This is a genomic window from Neobacillus sp. MER 74 (assembly GCF_023714155.1).
Genome location: NZ_JAMAUV010000004.1, coordinates 187,006 through 204,774, shown reverse-complemented (window position 1 = coordinate 204,774; position 17,769 = coordinate 187,006). Strand labels below are relative to the sequence as shown.

19 protein-coding genes are annotated in these 17,769 nt (G+C 39.3%); 6 read left to right on the top strand and 13 right to left on the bottom strand.

Features of this window, described 5'->3' with window-relative positions:
* Positions 1–28: 28 nt before the first annotated feature.
* Positions 29–481 carry a C40 family peptidase gene (locus M3610_RS09580; protein WP_251458771.1) on the bottom strand — a complete coding sequence of 151 codons (453 nt, stop codon included), beginning with the start codon at positions 479–481 and terminating at the stop codon, positions 29–31.
* Between the two features lie 473 nt (positions 482–954).
* Between M3610_RS09580 and M3610_RS09575 the strand changes: the two genes are divergently transcribed.
* Entirely contained in the window at positions 955–2,544 is a 1,590-nt protein-coding gene (locus M3610_RS09575; protein ID WP_251458768.1) for an acetolactate synthase large subunit, read from the top strand.
* Positions 2,545–2,626: 82 nt separating this feature from the next.
* Here the strand turns inward: M3610_RS09575 and M3610_RS09570 are convergent, their stop codons facing one another.
* Positions 2,627–4,789, bottom strand: coding sequence for a malate synthase G (locus tag M3610_RS09570; protein ID WP_251458765.1), 2,163 nt, complete (start codon positions 4,787–4,789; stop codon positions 2,627–2,629).
* Positions 4,790–5,058: 269 nt separating this feature from the next.
* Positions 5,059–5,232, bottom strand: a complete 174-nt coding sequence (locus M3610_RS09565) for a hypothetical protein (RefSeq protein WP_180229986.1) — start codon at positions 5,230–5,232, stop codon at positions 5,059–5,061.
* A 212-nt stretch (positions 5,233–5,444) separates the two neighbouring features.
* On the opposite strand from M3610_RS09565, the gene M3610_RS09560 reads away from it, so the two are divergent.
* Together M3610_RS09560 and M3610_RS09555 are read left to right on the top strand one after the other, a co-directional pair.
* Positions 5,445–5,933, top strand: coding sequence for a DUF2243 domain-containing protein (locus M3610_RS09560; RefSeq protein WP_251458762.1), 489 nt, complete (start codon positions 5,445–5,447; stop codon positions 5,931–5,933).
* Positions 5,920–6,729 (top strand): cytochrome c oxidase assembly protein, encoded by an 810-nt coding sequence (locus M3610_RS09555; protein WP_251458760.1) that lies wholly within the window; start codon positions 5,920–5,922, stop codon positions 6,727–6,729. The genes M3610_RS09560 and M3610_RS09555 overlap by 14 nt, the downstream gene beginning before the upstream one ends.
* Before the next feature lie 89 nt (positions 6,730–6,818).
* On the opposite strand, the gene M3610_RS09550 is transcribed toward M3610_RS09555, so the two are convergent.
* Positions 6,819–6,977, bottom strand: coding sequence for a hypothetical protein (locus M3610_RS09550; protein ID WP_251458758.1), 159 nt, complete (start codon positions 6,975–6,977; stop codon positions 6,819–6,821).
* Positions 6,978–7,031: 54 nt separating this feature from the next.
* Positions 7,032–7,754, bottom strand: a complete 723-nt coding sequence (locus M3610_RS09545) for a DUF2161 domain-containing phosphodiesterase (RefSeq protein ID WP_251458757.1) — start codon at positions 7,752–7,754, stop codon at positions 7,032–7,034.
* A gap of 143 nt (positions 7,755–7,897) precedes the next feature.
* Between M3610_RS09545 and M3610_RS09540 the strand changes: the two genes are divergently transcribed.
* Positions 7,898–8,833, top strand: coding sequence for an AEC family transporter (locus tag M3610_RS09540; protein ID WP_251458756.1), 936 nt, complete (start codon positions 7,898–7,900; stop codon positions 8,831–8,833).
* 18 nt (positions 8,834–8,851) lie between these two features.
* Here the strand turns inward: M3610_RS09540 and M3610_RS09535 are convergent, their stop codons facing one another.
* The gene (locus M3610_RS09535; protein WP_251458755.1) at positions 8,852–9,346 is read right to left on the bottom strand and encodes a hypothetical protein; all 495 of its coding nucleotides are present in this window, start codon (positions 9,344–9,346) and stop codon (positions 8,852–8,854) included.
* 174 nt (positions 9,347–9,520) lie between these two features.
* Here M3610_RS09535 and M3610_RS09530 point away from each other — a divergent pair, with 174 nt between their 5' ends.
* Complete coding sequence (locus M3610_RS09530) at positions 9,521–9,814, top strand: hypothetical protein (RefSeq protein WP_251458754.1); 294 nt, start codon at positions 9,521–9,523, stop codon at positions 9,812–9,814.
* 95 nt (positions 9,815–9,909) lie between these two features.
* Here the strand turns inward: M3610_RS09530 and M3610_RS09525 are convergent, their stop codons facing one another.
* Complete coding sequence (locus M3610_RS09525; RefSeq protein WP_251458752.1) at positions 9,910–10,503, bottom strand: class I SAM-dependent methyltransferase; 594 nt, start codon at positions 10,501–10,503, stop codon at positions 9,910–9,912.
* Positions 10,504–10,575: 72 nt separating this feature from the next.
* A complete protein-coding gene (locus tag M3610_RS09520; protein WP_251458750.1) occupies positions 10,576–11,136 on the bottom strand; it encodes a class I SAM-dependent methyltransferase in 561 nt (186 codons plus the stop codon).
* 181 nt (positions 11,137–11,317) lie between these two features.
* On the opposite strand from M3610_RS09520, the gene M3610_RS09515 reads away from it, so the two are divergent.
* Complete coding sequence (locus M3610_RS09515; protein ID WP_251458748.1) at positions 11,318–12,142, top strand: hypothetical protein; 825 nt, start codon at positions 11,318–11,320, stop codon at positions 12,140–12,142.
* A gap of 42 nt (positions 12,143–12,184) precedes the next feature.
* Here M3610_RS09515 and M3610_RS09510 read toward each other — a convergent pair whose 3' ends face one another.
* From M3610_RS09510 to M3610_RS09490, 5 genes are all read right to left on the bottom strand, one after another.
* A complete protein-coding gene (locus tag M3610_RS09510; RefSeq protein WP_251458746.1) occupies positions 12,185–13,507 on the bottom strand; it encodes an aspartate aminotransferase family protein in 1,323 nt (440 codons plus the stop codon).
* A 46-nt stretch (positions 13,508–13,553) separates the two neighbouring features.
* Complete coding sequence (locus M3610_RS09505) at positions 13,554–14,411, bottom strand: ABC transporter ATP-binding protein (RefSeq protein ID WP_251458743.1); 858 nt, start codon at positions 14,409–14,411, stop codon at positions 13,554–13,556.
* Positions 14,412–15,218, bottom strand: a complete 807-nt coding sequence (locus M3610_RS09500) for an ABC transporter permease (RefSeq protein WP_306460579.1) — start codon at positions 15,216–15,218, stop codon at positions 14,412–14,414.
* 111 nt (positions 15,219–15,329) lie between these two features.
* Entirely contained in the window at positions 15,330–16,319 is a 990-nt protein-coding gene (locus M3610_RS09495; RefSeq protein ID WP_251458740.1) for an ABC transporter substrate-binding protein, read from the bottom strand.
* A 35-nt stretch (positions 16,320–16,354) separates the two neighbouring features.
* Positions 16,355–17,488, bottom strand: a complete 1,134-nt coding sequence (locus M3610_RS09490; protein ID WP_251458737.1) for an iron-containing alcohol dehydrogenase family protein — start codon at positions 17,486–17,488, stop codon at positions 16,355–16,357.
* Positions 17,489–17,769 lie beyond the last annotated feature (281 nt).

The window sequence follows — 17,769 nt, the reverse complement described above, 5'->3', positions numbered from 1 at the left end:
CGGGTGTAAGTCCAGGGATCGATGGTCTTTAAACGCGTTTTGTTCCAATGTATCTTGAATGCCAATATGGGTTGTTAGTGCTTGTAATCATGACTCCTTTTGATGAAGAAGCCATAATTATTTTACCATTTCCGATGTACATCCCTACATGTGTGGGTTTACTTGCCTTGGTTGGAGCATAGAACATTAAGTCACCTGGTTGTATATTTGAATATATACGATGTCCGTTCCCATAAAACATTTGTGCCGCTGTACGATTTAAGGTTTTTCCAGCCCTTGCATAGGAATACTTAATAAGACCTGAACAATCAAATCCGCCGGGCGACATTCCACCCCATCGATATGGTACTCCAATATTAGACTTTGCTACCGAAATAGCCTTTGTATGATAATAAGCCGCTTCCGCTTTATCACCCATGTTAGCAAACAAAGAGCCACAAGAAACGATAATGACAAATGCAACGATGAATTTCTTTAGCATAATTGTTACCCCCTAGTGTGATTTGGTAGGTCAAATATACTAGAAAGGTGTAACAGTGACATCTCAGCAATATTACAATATCATTACAAAATTATATTGATATATTTTTTTGCAGATCATCAGTTTTCATTAACAGAGACAAAATAGATAGGTATTTAGGTAAGAATACTATTGTGTAGGAAACGTATGGTGTCCGTGAAGGCTGAGAAATCGAGGAAATGGTAATCATACCTGGTGTATGTTACCCGTAAAGGGTGAAAAATCGGGGCAATGGTAATCATACCTGATGTATGTTACCCGTAAAGGGTGAAAAATCGTGACAATGGTAATCATACCTAGTGAATGTTCCCCGTGAAGCGTGAAAAATCAGGATAACGGGAATCATTCGTTTTGTATGATTTCCCCGTGCACGTTGGATAATCGGAGGTTATAGAAATCATCGGTAACCAAATTAAATTGACGAGGAGGATTTGATGAAGGTAACAGATGTAATTGTCCATTGTTTAGAAAACGAAGGAGTAGAATATGTGTTCGGAATCGTTGGCACGGAGGTCCTAGACCTCGTTGATTCCCTTTCCAAATCGACACAAATTCAATACATAAATGTCAGGCACGAGCTAGGAGCGGCATTTATGGCAGATGTCTATGGAAGGTTGTCAAACAAAGTTGGTGTATGCTTATCAACCCTCGGACCTGGCGCCGCCAACTTAATAACGGGGATGGCCAGCGCTCGGCTTGACCATTCCCCGGTTGTGGCCATCATTGGTCAGGCAGGTGTGGAACGTCATCATAAGGAATCCCATCAATACCTTGATCTTGTGACGATGTTTGAACCCGCAACAAAATGGAGCACACAAATCAATGTATCCCAAACAGTGCCGGCGAAGGTTCGAAAAGCATTCAAGATGGCAAAAATGGATAAACCGGGTTCCGTTGCCATTACATTACCAGAAAACTTTTCAAGTCAAATGATCGGCGGTAGTCCCTTACCCGTTACATCCTTGCCTGTATGTGTTCCGGCTCAAGAGTCAATTGAAGCTGCAGGTACCCTTATCAAAAAACATCTTAAACCATTTGTCATCGTCGGAAATGGGGTAATCAGGCAAGAGGCAGTCCCAGAACTATTGACCTTTGTCGAAGCCCTTCAATGCCCTGTAACCCATAGTTTTATGGCAAAAGGAGTCCTCCCAAAAGAACATCCACTTAACTACTATACCTTTGGTTTTAAGGAAAATGACGAGGTGTTACCTGGATTAAAAGAGGCAGATTTCCTGATTGTCATCGGCTTTGACTTTGTCGAAAAACTGCCTAAAGACTGGAATGTGAAGAAACTTCCTATTTTACATATCGATTCTTTACCTTCAGAAATTAATGACTATTATCCTTTAGAGGTAGAGCTGGTCGGAAACATTAAAAACACCTTGCAACTTTTAAATCAATCCACCCTTCCGACGAAATCATGGCTTCCCTCCGGCGGGCTAAAGGACCAAATTAAAACTGCATATCAAATTGATCAGCCGGTGTCAGGCACTCTTTCCTTTACGATTGAGCAAGTTCTCCACTGTGTTAATTCTCATACAACAGAGGATACGGTCGTGATATCGGATGTCGGTGCACATAAGGTTTCCATTGCGCGAACCTATCAGCCGAAAAAGCCAAATCGGCTTGTTATTTCAAATGGGCTTGCTTCCATGGGGATCGCCATTCCCGGTGCGATTGGGGCGAAGCTTGCTTGTCCAGATGACCTAGTTATTTGCATTACCGGCGATGGTGGTGCTTTAATGAATTTTGCAGAAATTGAGACGGCTAAACGACTCGGACTTTCGTTCATAATTATTGTATTAAATGACTCGATGTTAAAACTTGAAGTCCAGCAAATGGACAAAAAGTTCGGAGAAACCTACGGAGTAACGTTCCAAAATCCGAACTTTGTCCAATTGGCCGCTAGTTTCGGAATTAAAGGTATGCGGGTGAGTACGCTTGATGAATTTGAAAACATCTTTAATGAGGCAATGCAGTCTGATGGGGAAATCTTCTTAATCGAGGTTACCTTAGAAAATTAATTTACAATTTCATTCATCCAAAAAAAGCAACTACATCTGTTTCATGTAGTTGCTCGTTTTTTTATTCTTGGTGCCTGACACCCTATTGGGCTTTTGCTTCAATGCGGCGCTGATGTAAAATCGGTTCGGTATATCCGTTTGGCTGATTATATCCTTTAAATACTAAGTCGCAAGCTGCTTGAAAGGCTACAGATTGATCTAAATCTAGAGCCATTGGACGATACGACGGATCTCCCGCGTTTTGTTCGTCGACTACCTTTGCCATTCTCTTTAGGGTTTCCAGTACCTGTTCCTTCGAACAAATCCCATGATGGAGCCAGTTGGCAATATGCTGGCTTGAAATCCGGAGTGTCGCACGGTCTTCCATCAACCCAACGTGATTTATATCCGGTACCTTCGAACAACCAACCCCCATTTCTACCCAGCGAACAACATAGCCAAGGATTCCCTGTGCATTGTTATCAAGCTCTTGCTGAATTTCCTCGGCGGACCAGTTGGTTTGTTCAGCGACAGGTATAGTTAATATCTCATCTCTTAAATCCTGGACACCCTTTGCTAATTCATCCTGCACCTTTGAGACATCCAATTGATGATAATGTAGCGCATGCAGGGTCGCCGCTGTTGGTGAAGGTACCCAAGCCGTCGTCCCGCCTGCTTGCAGATGACCGATTTTTTGCTTGAGCATTTCGGCCATAAGATCCGGCATTGCCCACATTCCCTTCCCAATCTGTGCACGGCCTTTTAGACCAGCTGCCAGCCCGACAAACACATTGGATTTTTCATAGCTTTGCAGCCATGTAGAGAACTTCATTTCATTTTTCCGGATAACGGCCCCTATTTCCATTGAAGTATGGATTTCATCGCCAGTCCGGTCCAAGAAACCAGTATTAATGAAAACAATTCGTTCCCTTACTTCACCAATGCAATTTTTCAAGTTCAACGACGTTCTTCGCTCTTCATCCATGACCCCAATCTTTAGCGTATTCCGCTCCAGTCCTAGCATATCTTCCACGCGATTAAACGTTTCATTGGCGAAAGCGACTTCTTTAGAACCATGCATTTTTGGTTTAACAATATAAATCGATCCCTTTGCAGAGTTCTGATATGGACCATTGGCCAAAAGAGAATGCTTTGCAATTAAACTAGTAACGACCGTATCCATTAACCCTTCTGGTACCTCGTTTCCATCCTTATCTAGGATAGCAGGATTCTTCATTAAATGACCGACAATACGAACAAACATGAGAGAACGCCCTTTTAGGGCAAAATCCTCACCAGTTGGTGAGATATACGTGCGGTCAGGCTGAAGCGAGCGAGTAATTGTCTTATTATTTTTTGTGAATGCAGTTGTTAAGTCACCTTTCATCAACCCGAGCCAATTGGAGTATACTAGGACCTTATCCTCTGCATCAACGGCGGCAACGGAATCCTCGCAATCCATAATCGTCGTAAGAGCCGACTCTATAAAAATATCTTTAACGCCAGCTCGGTCGGTTTTTCCTATTGGATGGCCAGGGTCGATTTGAATTTCAAAATAGAGACCATTATTTTTCAGTAAAATGGCGGAAGGCTCACCTGGATTCCCTTGGTAGCCACAGAATTTGGGTTCATCTTGAAGCCCAACGGTCGCGCCATTCCCAAGTAAAACTGCTAATCTTCCATCAACAATCGAATATTTGACAGCCTCCTTATGGGAAAACTGCTTGAGCGGGATGGCTTGATCAAGAAACTCCCTCGCAAAAACAATAACTTTTCCTCCGCGAATCGGATTGTAAGCCTCTGCACGCTTAGCACCCCCTTCTTCACTAATCGCATCCGTCCCATATAAGGCGTCATAGAGACTTCCCCAGCGGGCATTAGCTGCATTTAGTGCATAGCGGGCATTATCGACAGGAACGACGAGCTGAGGCCCTGCTTTTAAGGCTACTTCTTCATCCACATTTTCCGTGCTGATCTGAAAATTAGAAGTCTCCGGTTCTAAATAGCCGATTTCTTTCAAAAAAGATTGATAATTTTCAAAGTGGAAGGATTTATTGATTCTATGCCAGGTATTGATTTTACGCTGAAGGTCATCTCGTCGATCTAATAGTTGGTTATTGATGGGTGTTAAATCAGCAAAAAGTGCTTCAAAATCAGTCCAGAACTGCTCACGGTCTAAGCCCGTACCTGGTAATGCGCTGTCGTTAATAAAATGATAAAGTACATCCGCTACTTGAAGATTTCCTACTTTTACATAGTTTGACATCTTATCAATTCCCCCTTATGTAGTTTAAACATTACATCGGATCAAAATCTCTGAATCTGCGAATCTCTTTGCTGTTGTTACACCGGCCCTCCCTTCACTTGTTTACCACGGACACAGTTACATTTATTATAAAAAAATGAAACGCTTCCTTTATTATACAATACTTAAAAAAAGAAAAAACCTTGCAGTGAGCAAAGGTTATTTAAAAATTTTATTAATGAAGTATTATGGCAGGTGCGGCTGCCATTTGATATTAACTTCAGAAGAAATTACTTCACTGAGAGAATTCTGATTTCATTTTCTGCCTCAACCAGCCGGCCGAATCGATAGCCTTCAATGAGAACATGCCTCTCATGATCACTTAGTCGACGCTTCCATTTCGTTTCTAAAAAATAGATGACTTCGTTATAGTACATTTCTGGGTATTCAAAAGGTTTATTCATACATATGTCTCCTTCCTTATCTTATTACTCTCTGCTAATCAGTTTTGACAATTTGCAGAGAATTTAAAAATAAGATTTTTATCAACAAATTTAGCCATCAACTCAAAAATAACAATATCAAAGGAGAAGAATCCAATCTGCTCCCTGTTTATGGTTCAATCATTTAGGGTAAATTGAATGGCAGTAGAATTTGTTTCTTAAAGGAGAAGAAAATGGCGGAGAATAATAACAAAACAAATTACCCTAAAAATCTCTGGTCCGGCTTACTTTTTGGCATAGGACTTGTCGCCTTTATCGATGAAGCAGTTTTTCATCAACTACTGCATTGGCATCATTTTTACGATAAATCCACGACTGGGATCGGACTTGTTTCTGATGGATTTTTTCATGCCTTTAGTTGGTTTGCTACAGTTGGATCCTTATTCATGCTTGCCGACCTCCGCCGCCGAGGTGGTTGGCTGCCGATGAGGTGGTTTGGAGGGTTATTACTGGGTGCAGGTGGATTTCAATTATACGATGGTACCATCCAGCATAAATTAATGGGTCTCCACCAAATTCGCTACGATGTTAATATCGTCCCTTACGACATGGTTTGGTACATTACCTCAGTTTTGATGATAATAATTGGCATTGCTCTCCTCGCTCGCTCAAAAGGGAAATCAAGTCAAGTAGGAGTTACAACGAATCATGCACCTAAATAATCACATACATGATGGATCTGAGATGGAATTTCATGGATTAAGCGTCCAACTGATTTTATCAGTGCCGTTTTTCATTGCATTAGTCATTTATCTTTACGCAGCCATCCTATCTAAGCGGCGAAAAAGATCATGGCGGTCTTACCGAATTGTCATGTGGATTACAGGTATTTTCTGTGCATTAGCGGCTATTATTGGGCCGCTTGCTACTCGTTCTCATTCAGATTTCACGGCTCATATGCTCGGCCATCTCCTTCTCGGAATGCTGGCACCGCTATTACTGGTCTTGGCATCCCCAATGACACTGATTCTTCGTACACTAGACGTGAAGCACGCACGGACTTTATCCCATATTTTAAAAAGTAATCCTCTTCGACTAATCAATCATCCGTTGACGGCCTCTTTTCTGAATGTTGGAGGCCTTTGGCTCCTATATACGACCAGCCTTTATCAGACAATGGAACAAAACGAGCTGGTTCAAATTGCGGTTCACCTGCACGTATTTCTAGCAGGCTACCTTTTCACAAGTGCCTTCATTTATGCAGATCCAAACCCACACCGGACGGGTTATATCTATCGTTCATGTGTATTGATAATCGCCTTGGCATGTCACAGCATCCTTTCAAAATATATTTATGCTCATCCTCCAATGGGAGTTCCGATTGACCAAGCCAAAACGGGCGGATTAATCATGTATTATGGCGGCGATGTCATTGATTTGATTCTGATTACGATCCTTTGTTACCAATGGTTCAAGGGAACCCGACCAAGAATGAATGAGGCTATTAGTATTAAATAAGTAAAAAGACTGCCCCAAGAAATCTTGGAGCAGCCTTTCATTTACCGTAGCGGCACTTTTTTTCCTTTTGCGGGCAATGGAGTGCTCTTTCATTTACCGGCGCGGCACTTTTTTCCCTTTTGCGGGCAATCAAGCGCTCTTTCATTTACCGGCGCAGCACTTTTTTCCTTTTGCGGGTAATCAAGCTCTCTTTCATTTACCATCGCGGTACTTTTTTCACATTTACGGGCAATCAAGCGCTCTTTCATTTACCGGCGCGGCAGCTTTTTCCCTTTTGCGGGCAATGGATTGACCTAAATGTCTTATGTAACATTCTCATCACTGAGTTTAGTTAAATAATAATTTACTAATTCCGGGTATTCTTTTAACTCTGCTTTCCCCTTTTCCGTTATCACATAGGTTCCTCGTTTGATTCTTTCAAACCAACCATAATAATTTTTCGTAAGAATGGATGAGGTATTTTTCCCTGTTCCTAATTGAATTAGCATCCTAGGGGACAATGGGCCCAAACATTCAAGATTACAAGCAATCTGGACACAATTTTCTTTATATGCAGTCATAATCTTGGTCCGATTACTGCCCCCTACATTATAGTCTGCACTGCGGCCGTTAATTTCCTTTATTATAGATTCGCGCCTTTGTTTGTTTTTTCTATACTTAAATGGCGAAGGATCAAATATGATTTCAGCTTTTCCGCGTTTCCCAGGGCTCGAAACAACGATTAATCCCAACTCTAGCTTGCGAATTAAATTGCATTTCTCTGCCCACTTTTTGGAATTCAGACGTTGCTTTGGTTTCGGGATTGCCACATAAACTTTATCTGTAATCCGCTGTCTTTTGGCTGCTTGGACAAGTAAGTCCACACTTAAAGTGAGCTTTAATTCAACAACAACTAACTCGTCATCCTTAACCATAACAATATCACAGTCTTTCACCTCGCCGTAAACCTCATAACCTTCACGGACAAAATAGGCTTGAATGGGTTTATATAAATCGACTTCTTGAAGTTTTTTTGTTTCCTTCACACTGTATCACCATCCCAATGCAAACCTCTCGAATCATTCTATCAAAATGTAACGCAAATTTTTTTTTAGGAAAAGTATGTTTCACCGGTCAACGAACTTTATATGTAAACTTCTAATAAACTAATCATCAGGGGGTGGATGTAATGAGCTCTGTTTTATCATTTTCATTAGAAATGTTAACCCTATATGGCATTGCTTTATTGGGATTTATATTACGAAAAACGGGTATTCTTAACAACCATTCGAATGAAGTCTTAACACAGTTAATTCTCTATGTGACATTACCGGCCCTTATTTTAGTTTCCTTGGACATCCCATTTTCCAATTCATTGGTAAAAGAATTTATTTGGCTTACCGTGATGTCCGTTTTCATTCTTACATTTTCCTGTTCCTTAGCTGCCTGGATGCGCAAGCACGCAAAACTTCGAGAAGATCAAAAGAGCGTCTATGAAGGTTTAATTATTTTTGGAAATCAAGGATATATAGGATATGCAATCAGTTATATTCTTTTAGGAGAACAAGGAATCCTTTACCTGACCATATTTAATACGTGTTATTTGATTCTTATTTGGACCTATGGAATTTACCTGTTTAGCAAAAATAAAGAAACGATTAAATGGAGAAAAATTTTCTTCAATCCTGGAATTCTCTCCACATTAACAGGGCTAATTCTATTACTTTCCCCGCTAAGTTGGCCTGAAGTGGTATTTAAAGGTCTGGATAGTATTGGAAAAATGACCATCCCACTTTCAATGATTCTGATTGGTTGTTTAATCGCAAATGTTAGTTACAAAGACTTTTTCCTGTCATTAAAAAATCCGTACCTTTGGACATCTGCATTGGCCAAACTTATCTTTATCCCACTGTTTTTACTCCCGTTCGCCGCTTTTTCTGTCCCATATCCTGTTCTTGTGATTGCAGTGATTGTTTCGGGGATGCCATCCGCGCCAACCATCTCGCTTTACTCGCAAAAATTTGGGGCTGACACCTTTTTTGCATCCATGGGAACATTATTAACGACATTATTATGTGTCCTAACCGTTCCGCTGCTTTATTTTCTATGTAAACTATTTTACTAATGTAATTGCAGTTGTTCTCTAACCTTTTTCCCAATATTCATAAATTAATTTTTGAAATAATTCATTTAAACTTTTCTTTTTATGTTTTTTAATCCATTCGACCTGGTCGATTGGTAAATTTAGTTTAATACTAACGTCCTCATTGGGCATTTCGATTTTTCTTATTTCTTCTATTGTAATGCCCTCTTCTATATTCGGAAACCAAGCATCATTTTCGCCCACCCGAGTGAACCCTTCGTAGTCATGAATATCATCAAGTTCACAGAATAAATTTATTTGAGGTAATCCGCCAGTCAATATTTTCACATGCATGATGGAATTGATCGTTCTACCATCCTCTAATTCTATCTCGACAATGACGTTTTCAAGGGTCTTATATTTTTTTACAACAATCTCACTAACAATTAAATCCAATTCTAGGGTAAAGCCGTAGCTCGATTCAAAGATGTAGATCCCGTTTCGAAAAACATGGATACTTTCACCATCGATTGTAACTGATTTTACAACTACCATAAACCTATCCTCCATACATTTGTATAAATCATTCTGACCTAAAAATCACTCTTTAAATTTACCATAGTAATGTGGTCTGTTGTATTTTTCCTATAAACTTTTGAAAAACAATAATTTCTATATCAATGGGGAATAATAAAAGTGGCAATTTATTGGAAAGAGGTGCATGTGTAAATGAATCAAGATTATTCCATTGATCCTAATCAAATGCCTAAATTCACTAGTCATGAGGAAGCAAGAGAGTGGTTTAAAGGGCAATTTGGGGATCGATTTTTACTGAGAATGACTGATATGAAAGATGGAAGAAGAGTAAATTTCTACCATATCGTCAAAGATCCTGAAGTGTACAAGCCCTACATGGAGAGCTTTGCAAGCGTTGTTCCGCATGAAATCACCAATATTGACACCTTTAAAAGCTATACAACCATCGAAATTGATGAACATGGTCATGTTGATATTAAGGATTAAAAAAATAGGGGGCACGTACCTAGTGGCTTAAAAAGTAACAGGCTGCTCCTACATGGTTACCATGTATAACCTATAGCAGCCTCCTTTTTTAAGCCCTATTTCCTATTTTCTGCTTCTGCAAAAACAAATAAATCCCGATAATATTGATGCACTTGAATAATAGGTATTTCTTTATTCCTTAGTAACTCTAAGGTGTTCCTGTTTAAATGGCACCCATCACAAATTTTTTTCCACGCTGGAGTCAGGCAGTTCTGAAGTGAGGATAGGAACCGATTTTGCATTTTAACATGCTCGAATAGAAGGATCTTCCCACCTGGTTTACAAACACGTTTCATTTCGATAATGGCTTTTTCCGGATTTGGAATAGTGCAAAATACAAGTGTCGCCACAACGGTGTCAAAAGAATCCGTAGCAAAGGGCAGTTCTTCTGCACTTGCCTGTACGATTTCAATGGGGACAACTGCTTGCCCGTGTTTAGTTAATGATCGCTCAATCATGTGCTGACTCGGTTCTATCGCGGTTACTATAACAGCTTCCTTATATAAAGGAAAATTAATCCCATTACCCGACCCTAATTCAAGAACGCTCCCCGTTGCCTTCGCTAAGAGTTCCTCACGAATTCTCTTAAACTTCTTTTTCTCCAACGGTTTCATAAAAAAATCATACCAATTGGCAAATAATTGACTCAAAATTCTCCACTCCAAACAAGTTTTAAAGTTTACATAACACTTTTACAGGTAACTAATTTTGTTATTTTGTCATCACTCCCTCTGACAAAATATGGTTTGCCGGCCTGCCGATTCATTTTCTTCAAAAAAATGAATCGTCCAATCTCCAAATTCAGCCAATAACTCTTTGGGGAGAAGTTTATATTGACTAGACACTCCTTGATTCTCGGTTCCCAGTGATTGGTAGAAGGTCTCCATAAAAAAATATCCTCCCTCTTTAACTACGCTTTTAACAATCGGGAAAAGTGAACGATCAAGGTAATAGGAAATAACAACAATATCATAAGTATGGTTGTTCCAGTTAGGATTATTCAAATCAGTTAAGTCACAAACTTCTGCTTGAATCTTGAGATGATTCTGTGCAGCACGTTCCTTAATAAAGTCAATCGCAACATCCGAAATATCAACAGCCTGAACGTGATAATTCATACACGCAAGGAACAAACTGTTCCCTCCAAGGCCACACGCAAGATCAAGTGCAGTACCTCCATTTAAATACCTTGAAAAGTTTTCTAGTCTTGGATTTGGTACAGGGTCTTTTAAGTCAATCATCCGTTCTTTATATTTATTATTCCATTTTGTTTTACTGTCCATTTGAAACCTCCTTAACACTTCGATATGAACCTAAACCTACATTATCAAAGTGGAATTGTCCATTTAGATTCAGATACACATGAATAAAATTTTTATTTTGTTACATTCCAATATTAGTTAATTGTGTCTGATATAATGAAAGTATCTAAAGTAAACTGAAAAATCAATAAAGGAGGGCAAAATGAGAAGTTATATTATTAATCGCTTATTAAAACCAAAATATATAAAAATCATTAAGGCTGAAGGGTATCCTTTTACAATAAAGATTAAAAATATAAATATACTTTATGAACAAATGAACAACTATAAAGACACAAAAAATATCCTTTGTCCTTCCAAACCGATTTTAATAGACAATCATGCGCTCAAACGATGGAACGAAAGAGTTGGCCCGATCATCTGTCTAGACTCTTTGCAAAAATCATTGGAAATCATTTTTCGAAATTGTTCTTATCGAATTGACCAGTTAGCACATGGCATTGGGTCCATTGATAATGATATAGTCTTTACTTACGAAAACACGGAAAAATTATTTAGAATTACCACTTTCTATGGACGGAAGAACCTGCATCCTAGTCTAAATCAGGTCCAGAACCTAAGAAGATATAATTTATATAGCAATGAATATGTTAATCTAGCACTTACCACAGAAGAAATTTGTAGGCAGAATTTTCCGCTAATCCCCAAAGAAATGATTCATTTCCAAGGTAGGATCACTTCCTACATTCTCGAAAAGTATCTGATTTCCAATCGGAAACTCCCCTGTTTTCTTTGCTATAGCAAGGACAATAAAAGTAATGACTATTATTCCTTTGTGATTGACTTAGAAAACCCAGAAGAAATGATGATCCCCAATAATGTTTTGTACCTTTTAAACAAGCTTGGTTACAGTGATTTCATCTTAAAATACTTTTCATATCACAATCCTGAAAAATTAGATAGGGCAAGAAGCAAAGCACTCGACTATTATATGACATCAATGCATAATGGGATATTTTTTCATTAAAACAGGTCGCCAACATAAATTGGCGACCAACTTTATTATTGATTATTTAATTGGCTGCATTAATGTCGCTTCATACTCCGTTAATGCTTCATCAAACATCCGGAGACCCTCATCAATTTGTTCCTTGGTGACGACTAGTGGTGGAATCATTCGAATAACTTCTCCATGATTTCCGCAAAGGTAGAATAGTACCCCCTTTTCAAGAGCAAGATCAAGAATTTTTAACAATCCTTCTCCATTCGGTCCACCTGTCACTGGGTCAATGATTTCAATTCCAATCATTAAGCCCACCGCGCGGATGCTTCCTATAACAGGGTGTCGTTCCTTGATTTTTTCGAGTTCCTGAACAGCATAACTCCCCATATTTCTAGTGTTTTCAAGAAGGTTTTCTTCTTTCATCACTTCCAAGGTAGCCAGTGCAACAGAACAAGCAATCGGATTACCCCCAAAAGTCGTTCCGTGGCTTCCGAGCGGCCATTGTTTCATTAATTCAGCGGAAGCAACCGTTGCGCTAAGCGGCAAGCCATTGGAAATTCCTTTAGCGATGGCCATAATATCAGGAGTAACATCAAAGGTTTGAGCTGCGAACCATTGACCGGTACGGCCAAATCCGGTTTGAACTTCATCAAATATTAGTAAAATATTATGGCGGTCACAAATTTCTCGAACTTTCTTTAACCAGCCCTTCGGCGGAACAACATAACCGCCTTCACCGAGCACCGGTTCTAAAATAACACAGGCTACCTCTTCCGGTGTTACTTGATGACTAAATAATGACGCGAAATCTTTTTCTAATTTCTCAATCACATACGTCTCTAGATCCATACCTTCTGGACACTCTTTAACATTCGCATAGGGTACTTGATAGGTAAGACCAGATGGCTGGATGAATTTCCGATATTTGCTTTTCGATGTAGTCACACTTAATGCACCTAATGAACGACCATGAAAACAACCGGTAAAGGAAATAACATATGGGCGTTTGGTTACATATTTTGCTAGTTTAAGTGCTCCTTCGATAGCTTCTGTCCCACTATTGGCAAAGAAAAAGCAATCAAGTTCTCCTGGTAAAATTTCGGCGAGTTCATCGGCCAATCGTAAAATGGACTCATACATAATTACCCCAGAAGGACCATGCATCAACCCATCGGCAGCATCCTTAATTGCTTGGACCACCTTAGGGTGACGGTGTCCAACATTTGTTACCGCAATTCCAGAGGTAAAATCAAGATATTTCTTTCCATCCACTCCAAAATAATAACAGCCTTCCTCTTTCACCACCGGTAGATTTGGATGATCCTTTGCCATGCTTGGTGCCAGTCGATTTGGCATATTTTTCACGAGGTGATCCCATTTGTTATCCATACTTTGACCTCCGTATTCAAATTCCTTAACTCTGAAAATTGCTGTTTTATTTAATTGCTTTTAACGTTTCATCTCGAATCAATGATAATAATTCCTCTTTGTATTCGGCAAACTCGGCCGTTGTCTTCACACTGAAATCCCTTGGCCGCTCCAATGCAATCGGGATTCTTTTCTTTAAACGTCCTGGTCTTGCCGTCATAACATATACTGAATCTGCTAAAAAGATCGACTCATCAACATCATGGGTGATAAACAGAATTGTCTTCTTCGACTCTTCCCATGCTTTCAAGAGCACTTCTTGCATGATGTTTCTTGTTTGGGCATCCAAAGCCCCAAACGGTTCATCCATTAATAGAATCTTTGGATCGTTTGCCAGCGCTCGAGCAATTGCAACACGTTGTTTCATCCCACCGGATAACTGAATCGGAAAATGATTTTCAAATCCTTCTAAACCGATTAATTGCAAGTAGTGCCTAGCAATATCGTCTCTCTCTTTTTGAGAAACACCCTTTAGCTTTAACCCAAAGGTAATATTGTCTTTCACTGATAACCATGGAAATAATGTGTACGATTGAAATACCATTCCGCGATCAGGTCCTGGACCATGGATTTCCTGCCCATCAAGGAGTACTTGGCCGGAAGTTGCTTCTTCTAACCCTGCAACAATCCTTAAAACGGTTGACTTCCCACAGCCCGAAGGTCCTAAAATCGTAACGAATTCCCCTTCCTCAATCGAAAAGGATGTTTTTTCCAATGCGGTCGTTTCACCTTTTTTTGTTTTAAAAACTTTTCCAACCTCTTTGATTTCTAATTTCGGGGTTCCAGTCATATTTAAAAGAGATTCTTTCTGGTTTGGTATAACTATTTTTTCCTTTTCTTTAACACTCAATTGAGGTGTTACCATTTAAAAACCATCCTTTCTCATCCAAGAAAACGAAGCCTTATATATGGCTTTAAAGAGAATGTCTGTAATCAGCCCGAGGATACCAATAATCAAGATTCCGACAATGATTTTATCTGGCTGCAGAAAACGAGAAGCCTGCATGATCATATATCCTAAACCGCTAGATGCACCAACAATTTCAGCAACCACTAAATAGGTCCAAGCCCAGCCAAACGTAATCCGGAGGGTATCAACAATTCCCGGTAAGGAAGCAGGGAGGATAACTTTGGTAAACACCTGTGCCTTCTTTGCCCCTAATGTATAGGAAACATCAACTAAATCATTTTGAACATTCTTGGTGACATCCATAATCATCAACGTCAGCTGAAAAAACGTTCCAAGGAAAATAACACTCATTTTTTCTGTCTCACCAAGTCCAATCCAAAGAATCAGTAAGGGAATGAAAGCAGATGCCGGCATATAACGAATGAAACCAATGATTGGTTCAAAAGCTCCCTCCATAATCCTTAATGAGCCCATTAAGATCCCTAGGGGTATACCAATAATGGCTGCAGCAAGAAATCCAAACAGAACCCTGGTAAAACTGATCCCAATATCTGAAAGAATTTGACCATTTACAAACATGTCCACCGCGGTAGACAATACTGCAGTAGGAGTAGGCAAGAATAAAGGATTGACGAACTGTCCGTAACTAAGTACAGACCAAACTAATAGAAAAATAATAAATGTGATAAAACCCGCGGAGGTATAAAATACTTTGGGTATTTCCTTATTAGGAGTAAACAATTTTGTGATCAATTTTTTCACCTTCTTATGTGTCTATTTTGTAAAAAAGCCTAACTGATGAGGTTAAATAAAACATCTCATAAGTCAGGCTGTTGTTTAAAGTGCATCCTTAAACTAACTTAAACCGTATCATTATTGGAAACTCGGATTGATAATATCTTCTGCTTTTGGCTCGGTTTTAAGAAGTTTTTGATCCTTATAAAACGAAATCGCATTTTCTGTAGATTGATAGATGGAACCTTTAGCGCTTTCTGTCCCAAATAACTTTTCATTATCTTCTTTCGAGAAGAATTTCAAACCAGTAACCGTTCCTTCAAATTCTTTCACATCAATATTTAAACCTTTTGCCATAATTTCATTGGCTTCTTTTTCATGTTCTTTCCAATAAGTCATGGCTTCGCCCATCGCTTTAACAAAAGCTTTCACATCTTTCGGACGGTTTTTAATAACATCTTCTTTAAAGCTGACCGTATCAACAATGATTCCTGATAAATCTTTGGTTGTTAACAAAACTTTACCGTTTGCTTGTGCCCCTTTTGATAACCACGGCTCCCATGTAACAGCTGCATCCACTTTACCAGCGGCAAAAGCAGCACCCGCATCGCCAGCAGACATTTGAACCACTTGTACATCTTTTTCTGTTAAACCACCTTGTTTTAATGCTTGCAGTGCTAACATATGGCTAGTTGAACCAACCTCAAATGCTACTTGTTTGCCTTTTAAATCTTTTACACTATTAATTCCATTTTTTACGAGAATCCCGTCCCCGCCGTAAGAATCATCTAATAACCAAACTACTTGGACAGGAATTTCAGATGCTGCTAAGGACACTTGTACATCCAGTGCCGTCGCCATCCCATCAATTTTCCCACTGGCTAATGCTTGTTTACGTTCTCCTAATCCTTCTACAATGGAAAGGTCCACATCAATCCCATTCTTTTTGAAAAAGCCCTTTTCTTTTGCTAAAAATAACGGACCGTACCCTGTCCAGGTTGGCAGTGTCACTTTCAATGGCTCAGAAGACTTCCCATCCTTAGCACTACTTGCTGCATCCTCTTTCCCACACGCTGCTAATGCGACTAGCAACATCAATGAACAAAAAACCAATAGCCACTTTTTCACTCCAAATTCCCCCTTGTTATTAAATATATAGCTATTTAAATCTGTTTCTCTGTTAAACGAAATGAAGAATGAAGAACACCTATTAACATTCTATTTCCAATTTCATCAGCTCTGCGAACAGCTTCAATCACCATTTCAGGCGAGACTTCAAATGGCATATTTGCCATATCCTCGATGGTAACAGTAATTTCCCCAAGCTTCTGCCACTGACTTTCTGTTAAATTTGTAATTCCCATTTGCTTTAAAGTAAATGGAAGTCCAACTTCCTGGTAATAACTTATTAACTTTTTAAGTTCGTCCTCGCTGGTATTCTCCATACACAACTGTGCAAGGATCCCGAAGGCAACAATTTCCCCGTGATAGGTATGATGTACTTCAGGGAAAATCGTTAACCCAGAATAAATCGCATGGGCTCCAGCTGTTCGGCAATCATCCCCGCCATACCCACTGACACTGCCACTGACTAAAATAATGGTATCAATCACATCTTCGAACTCTTTTGTTACTGTTTGGGTTTGAACAGAGGTGACAGCATTTTTCCCGATTTGAAGCAGCGTTTGATAAACCTGTCCTGCAATCGCAACAGCCGTTTGATTTAAAATGTTAGGCACCGCTTTTTTCACAGAGGATTTGGTCTCAAACCATTTAGCCAATGTATCGCCAATACCCGCGATTAAAAAGCGTACCGGTGCGTTCATGATGATTTCCGAATCAACTAAGACTAAATCAGGTGCCTTCGACTTTCGTTCGATCCCAATAAATTCACCATCATTGCTATATAGGATGGTAATAGGTGTTGCTGCTGCACAAGTTGCAGCGATAGTTGGGATGGCAATTAACGGTTTGTTAAGTTGATAGGCAACAGCTTTAACAGTATCAATGGCTTTGCCTCCACCTGTCGTAATTAGGACATCAATCTGTTCATCTCTTAGTGCGGCTACTAATTGATCAATATTCGCTTGAGATGATTCCCCGCCATACCAAAGCGAATGTTTTAATAAAATCTCGTGTTCTGACAAACTCTTTCTTAATGAATCTTCCACTAGTCCTCTACTAATTTGGCCTCCTATGAGAGCAGCTGTTTTTCCAAAGTTTTTTATGTACCTACCCGCTTCTTCTAGTAAACCTTTATTTCTAATATATTGAGCTGGTCCCACCGTTACTTTCATATTACACCTCAAATCCTTTGTAAATTGTTTAAAAATGAATAATATTCTTTAAATATAAATACTTGTCTATTTTATGTCAATATATTTTCTTAATATTCTATCATCAAGTAAAAATACAATATACGCTATAAAAATACAAAAATGATGCTATTTAAAAATATCATCTTTCATTATTTCTGTATAAATATAATCAGCCACCTTTCTTTTCGCCGTGGAATTTCTCCCGTTTGATATGGATTTTTATACATATGTGGCCGCTTCATTTGTGTCTTACATCTAAA

Bases quoted from the DNA above. Each gene is read 5' to 3' on its own strand.
- M3610_RS09520 (WP_251458750.1), bottom strand. From the start codon at position 11,136: ATGGACAGTAAAACAAAATGGAATAATAAATATAAAGAACGGATGATT.
- M3610_RS09580 (WP_251458771.1), bottom strand. From the start codon at position 481: ATGCTAAAGAAATTCATCGTTGCATTTGTCATTATCGTTTCTTGTGGC.
- M3610_RS09575 (WP_251458768.1), top strand. From the start codon at position 955: ATGAAGGTAACAGATGTAATTGTCCATTGTTTAGAAAACGAAGGAGTA.
- M3610_RS09490 (WP_251458737.1), bottom strand. From the start codon at position 17,488: ATGAAAGTAACGGTGGGACCAGCTCAATATATTAGAAATAAAGGTTTA.
- M3610_RS09515 (WP_251458748.1), top strand. From the start codon at position 11,318: ATGAGAAGTTATATTATTAATCGCTTATTAAAACCAAAATATATAAAA.
- M3610_RS09550 (WP_251458758.1), bottom strand. From the start codon at position 6,977: ATGAAAGAGCGCTTGATTGCCCGTAAATGTGAAAAAAGTACCGCGATG.
- M3610_RS09570 (WP_251458765.1), bottom strand. From the start codon at position 4,789: ATGTCAAACTATGTAAAAGTAGGAAATCTTCAAGTAGCGGATGTACTT.
- M3610_RS09505 (WP_251458743.1), bottom strand. From the start codon at position 14,411: ATGGTAACACCTCAATTGAGTGTTAAAGAAAAGGAAAAAATAGTTATA.
- M3610_RS09540 (WP_251458756.1), top strand. From the start codon at position 7,898: ATGAGCTCTGTTTTATCATTTTCATTAGAAATGTTAACCCTATATGGC.
- M3610_RS09510 (WP_251458746.1), bottom strand. From the start codon at position 13,507: ATGGATAACAAATGGGATCACCTCGTGAAAAATATGCCAAATCGACTG.
- M3610_RS09565 (WP_180229986.1), bottom strand. From the start codon at position 5,232: ATGAATAAACCTTTTGAATACCCAGAAATGTACTATAACGAAGTCATC.
- M3610_RS09560 (WP_251458762.1), top strand. From the start codon at position 5,445: ATGGCGGAGAATAATAACAAAACAAATTACCCTAAAAATCTCTGGTCC.
- M3610_RS09530 (WP_251458754.1), top strand. From the start codon at position 9,521: ATGAATCAAGATTATTCCATTGATCCTAATCAAATGCCTAAATTCACT.
- M3610_RS09555 (WP_251458760.1), top strand. From the start codon at position 5,920: ATGCACCTAAATAATCACATACATGATGGATCTGAGATGGAATTTCAT.
- M3610_RS09535 (WP_251458755.1), bottom strand. From the start codon at position 9,346: ATGGTAGTTGTAAAATCAGTTACAATCGATGGTGAAAGTATCCATGTT.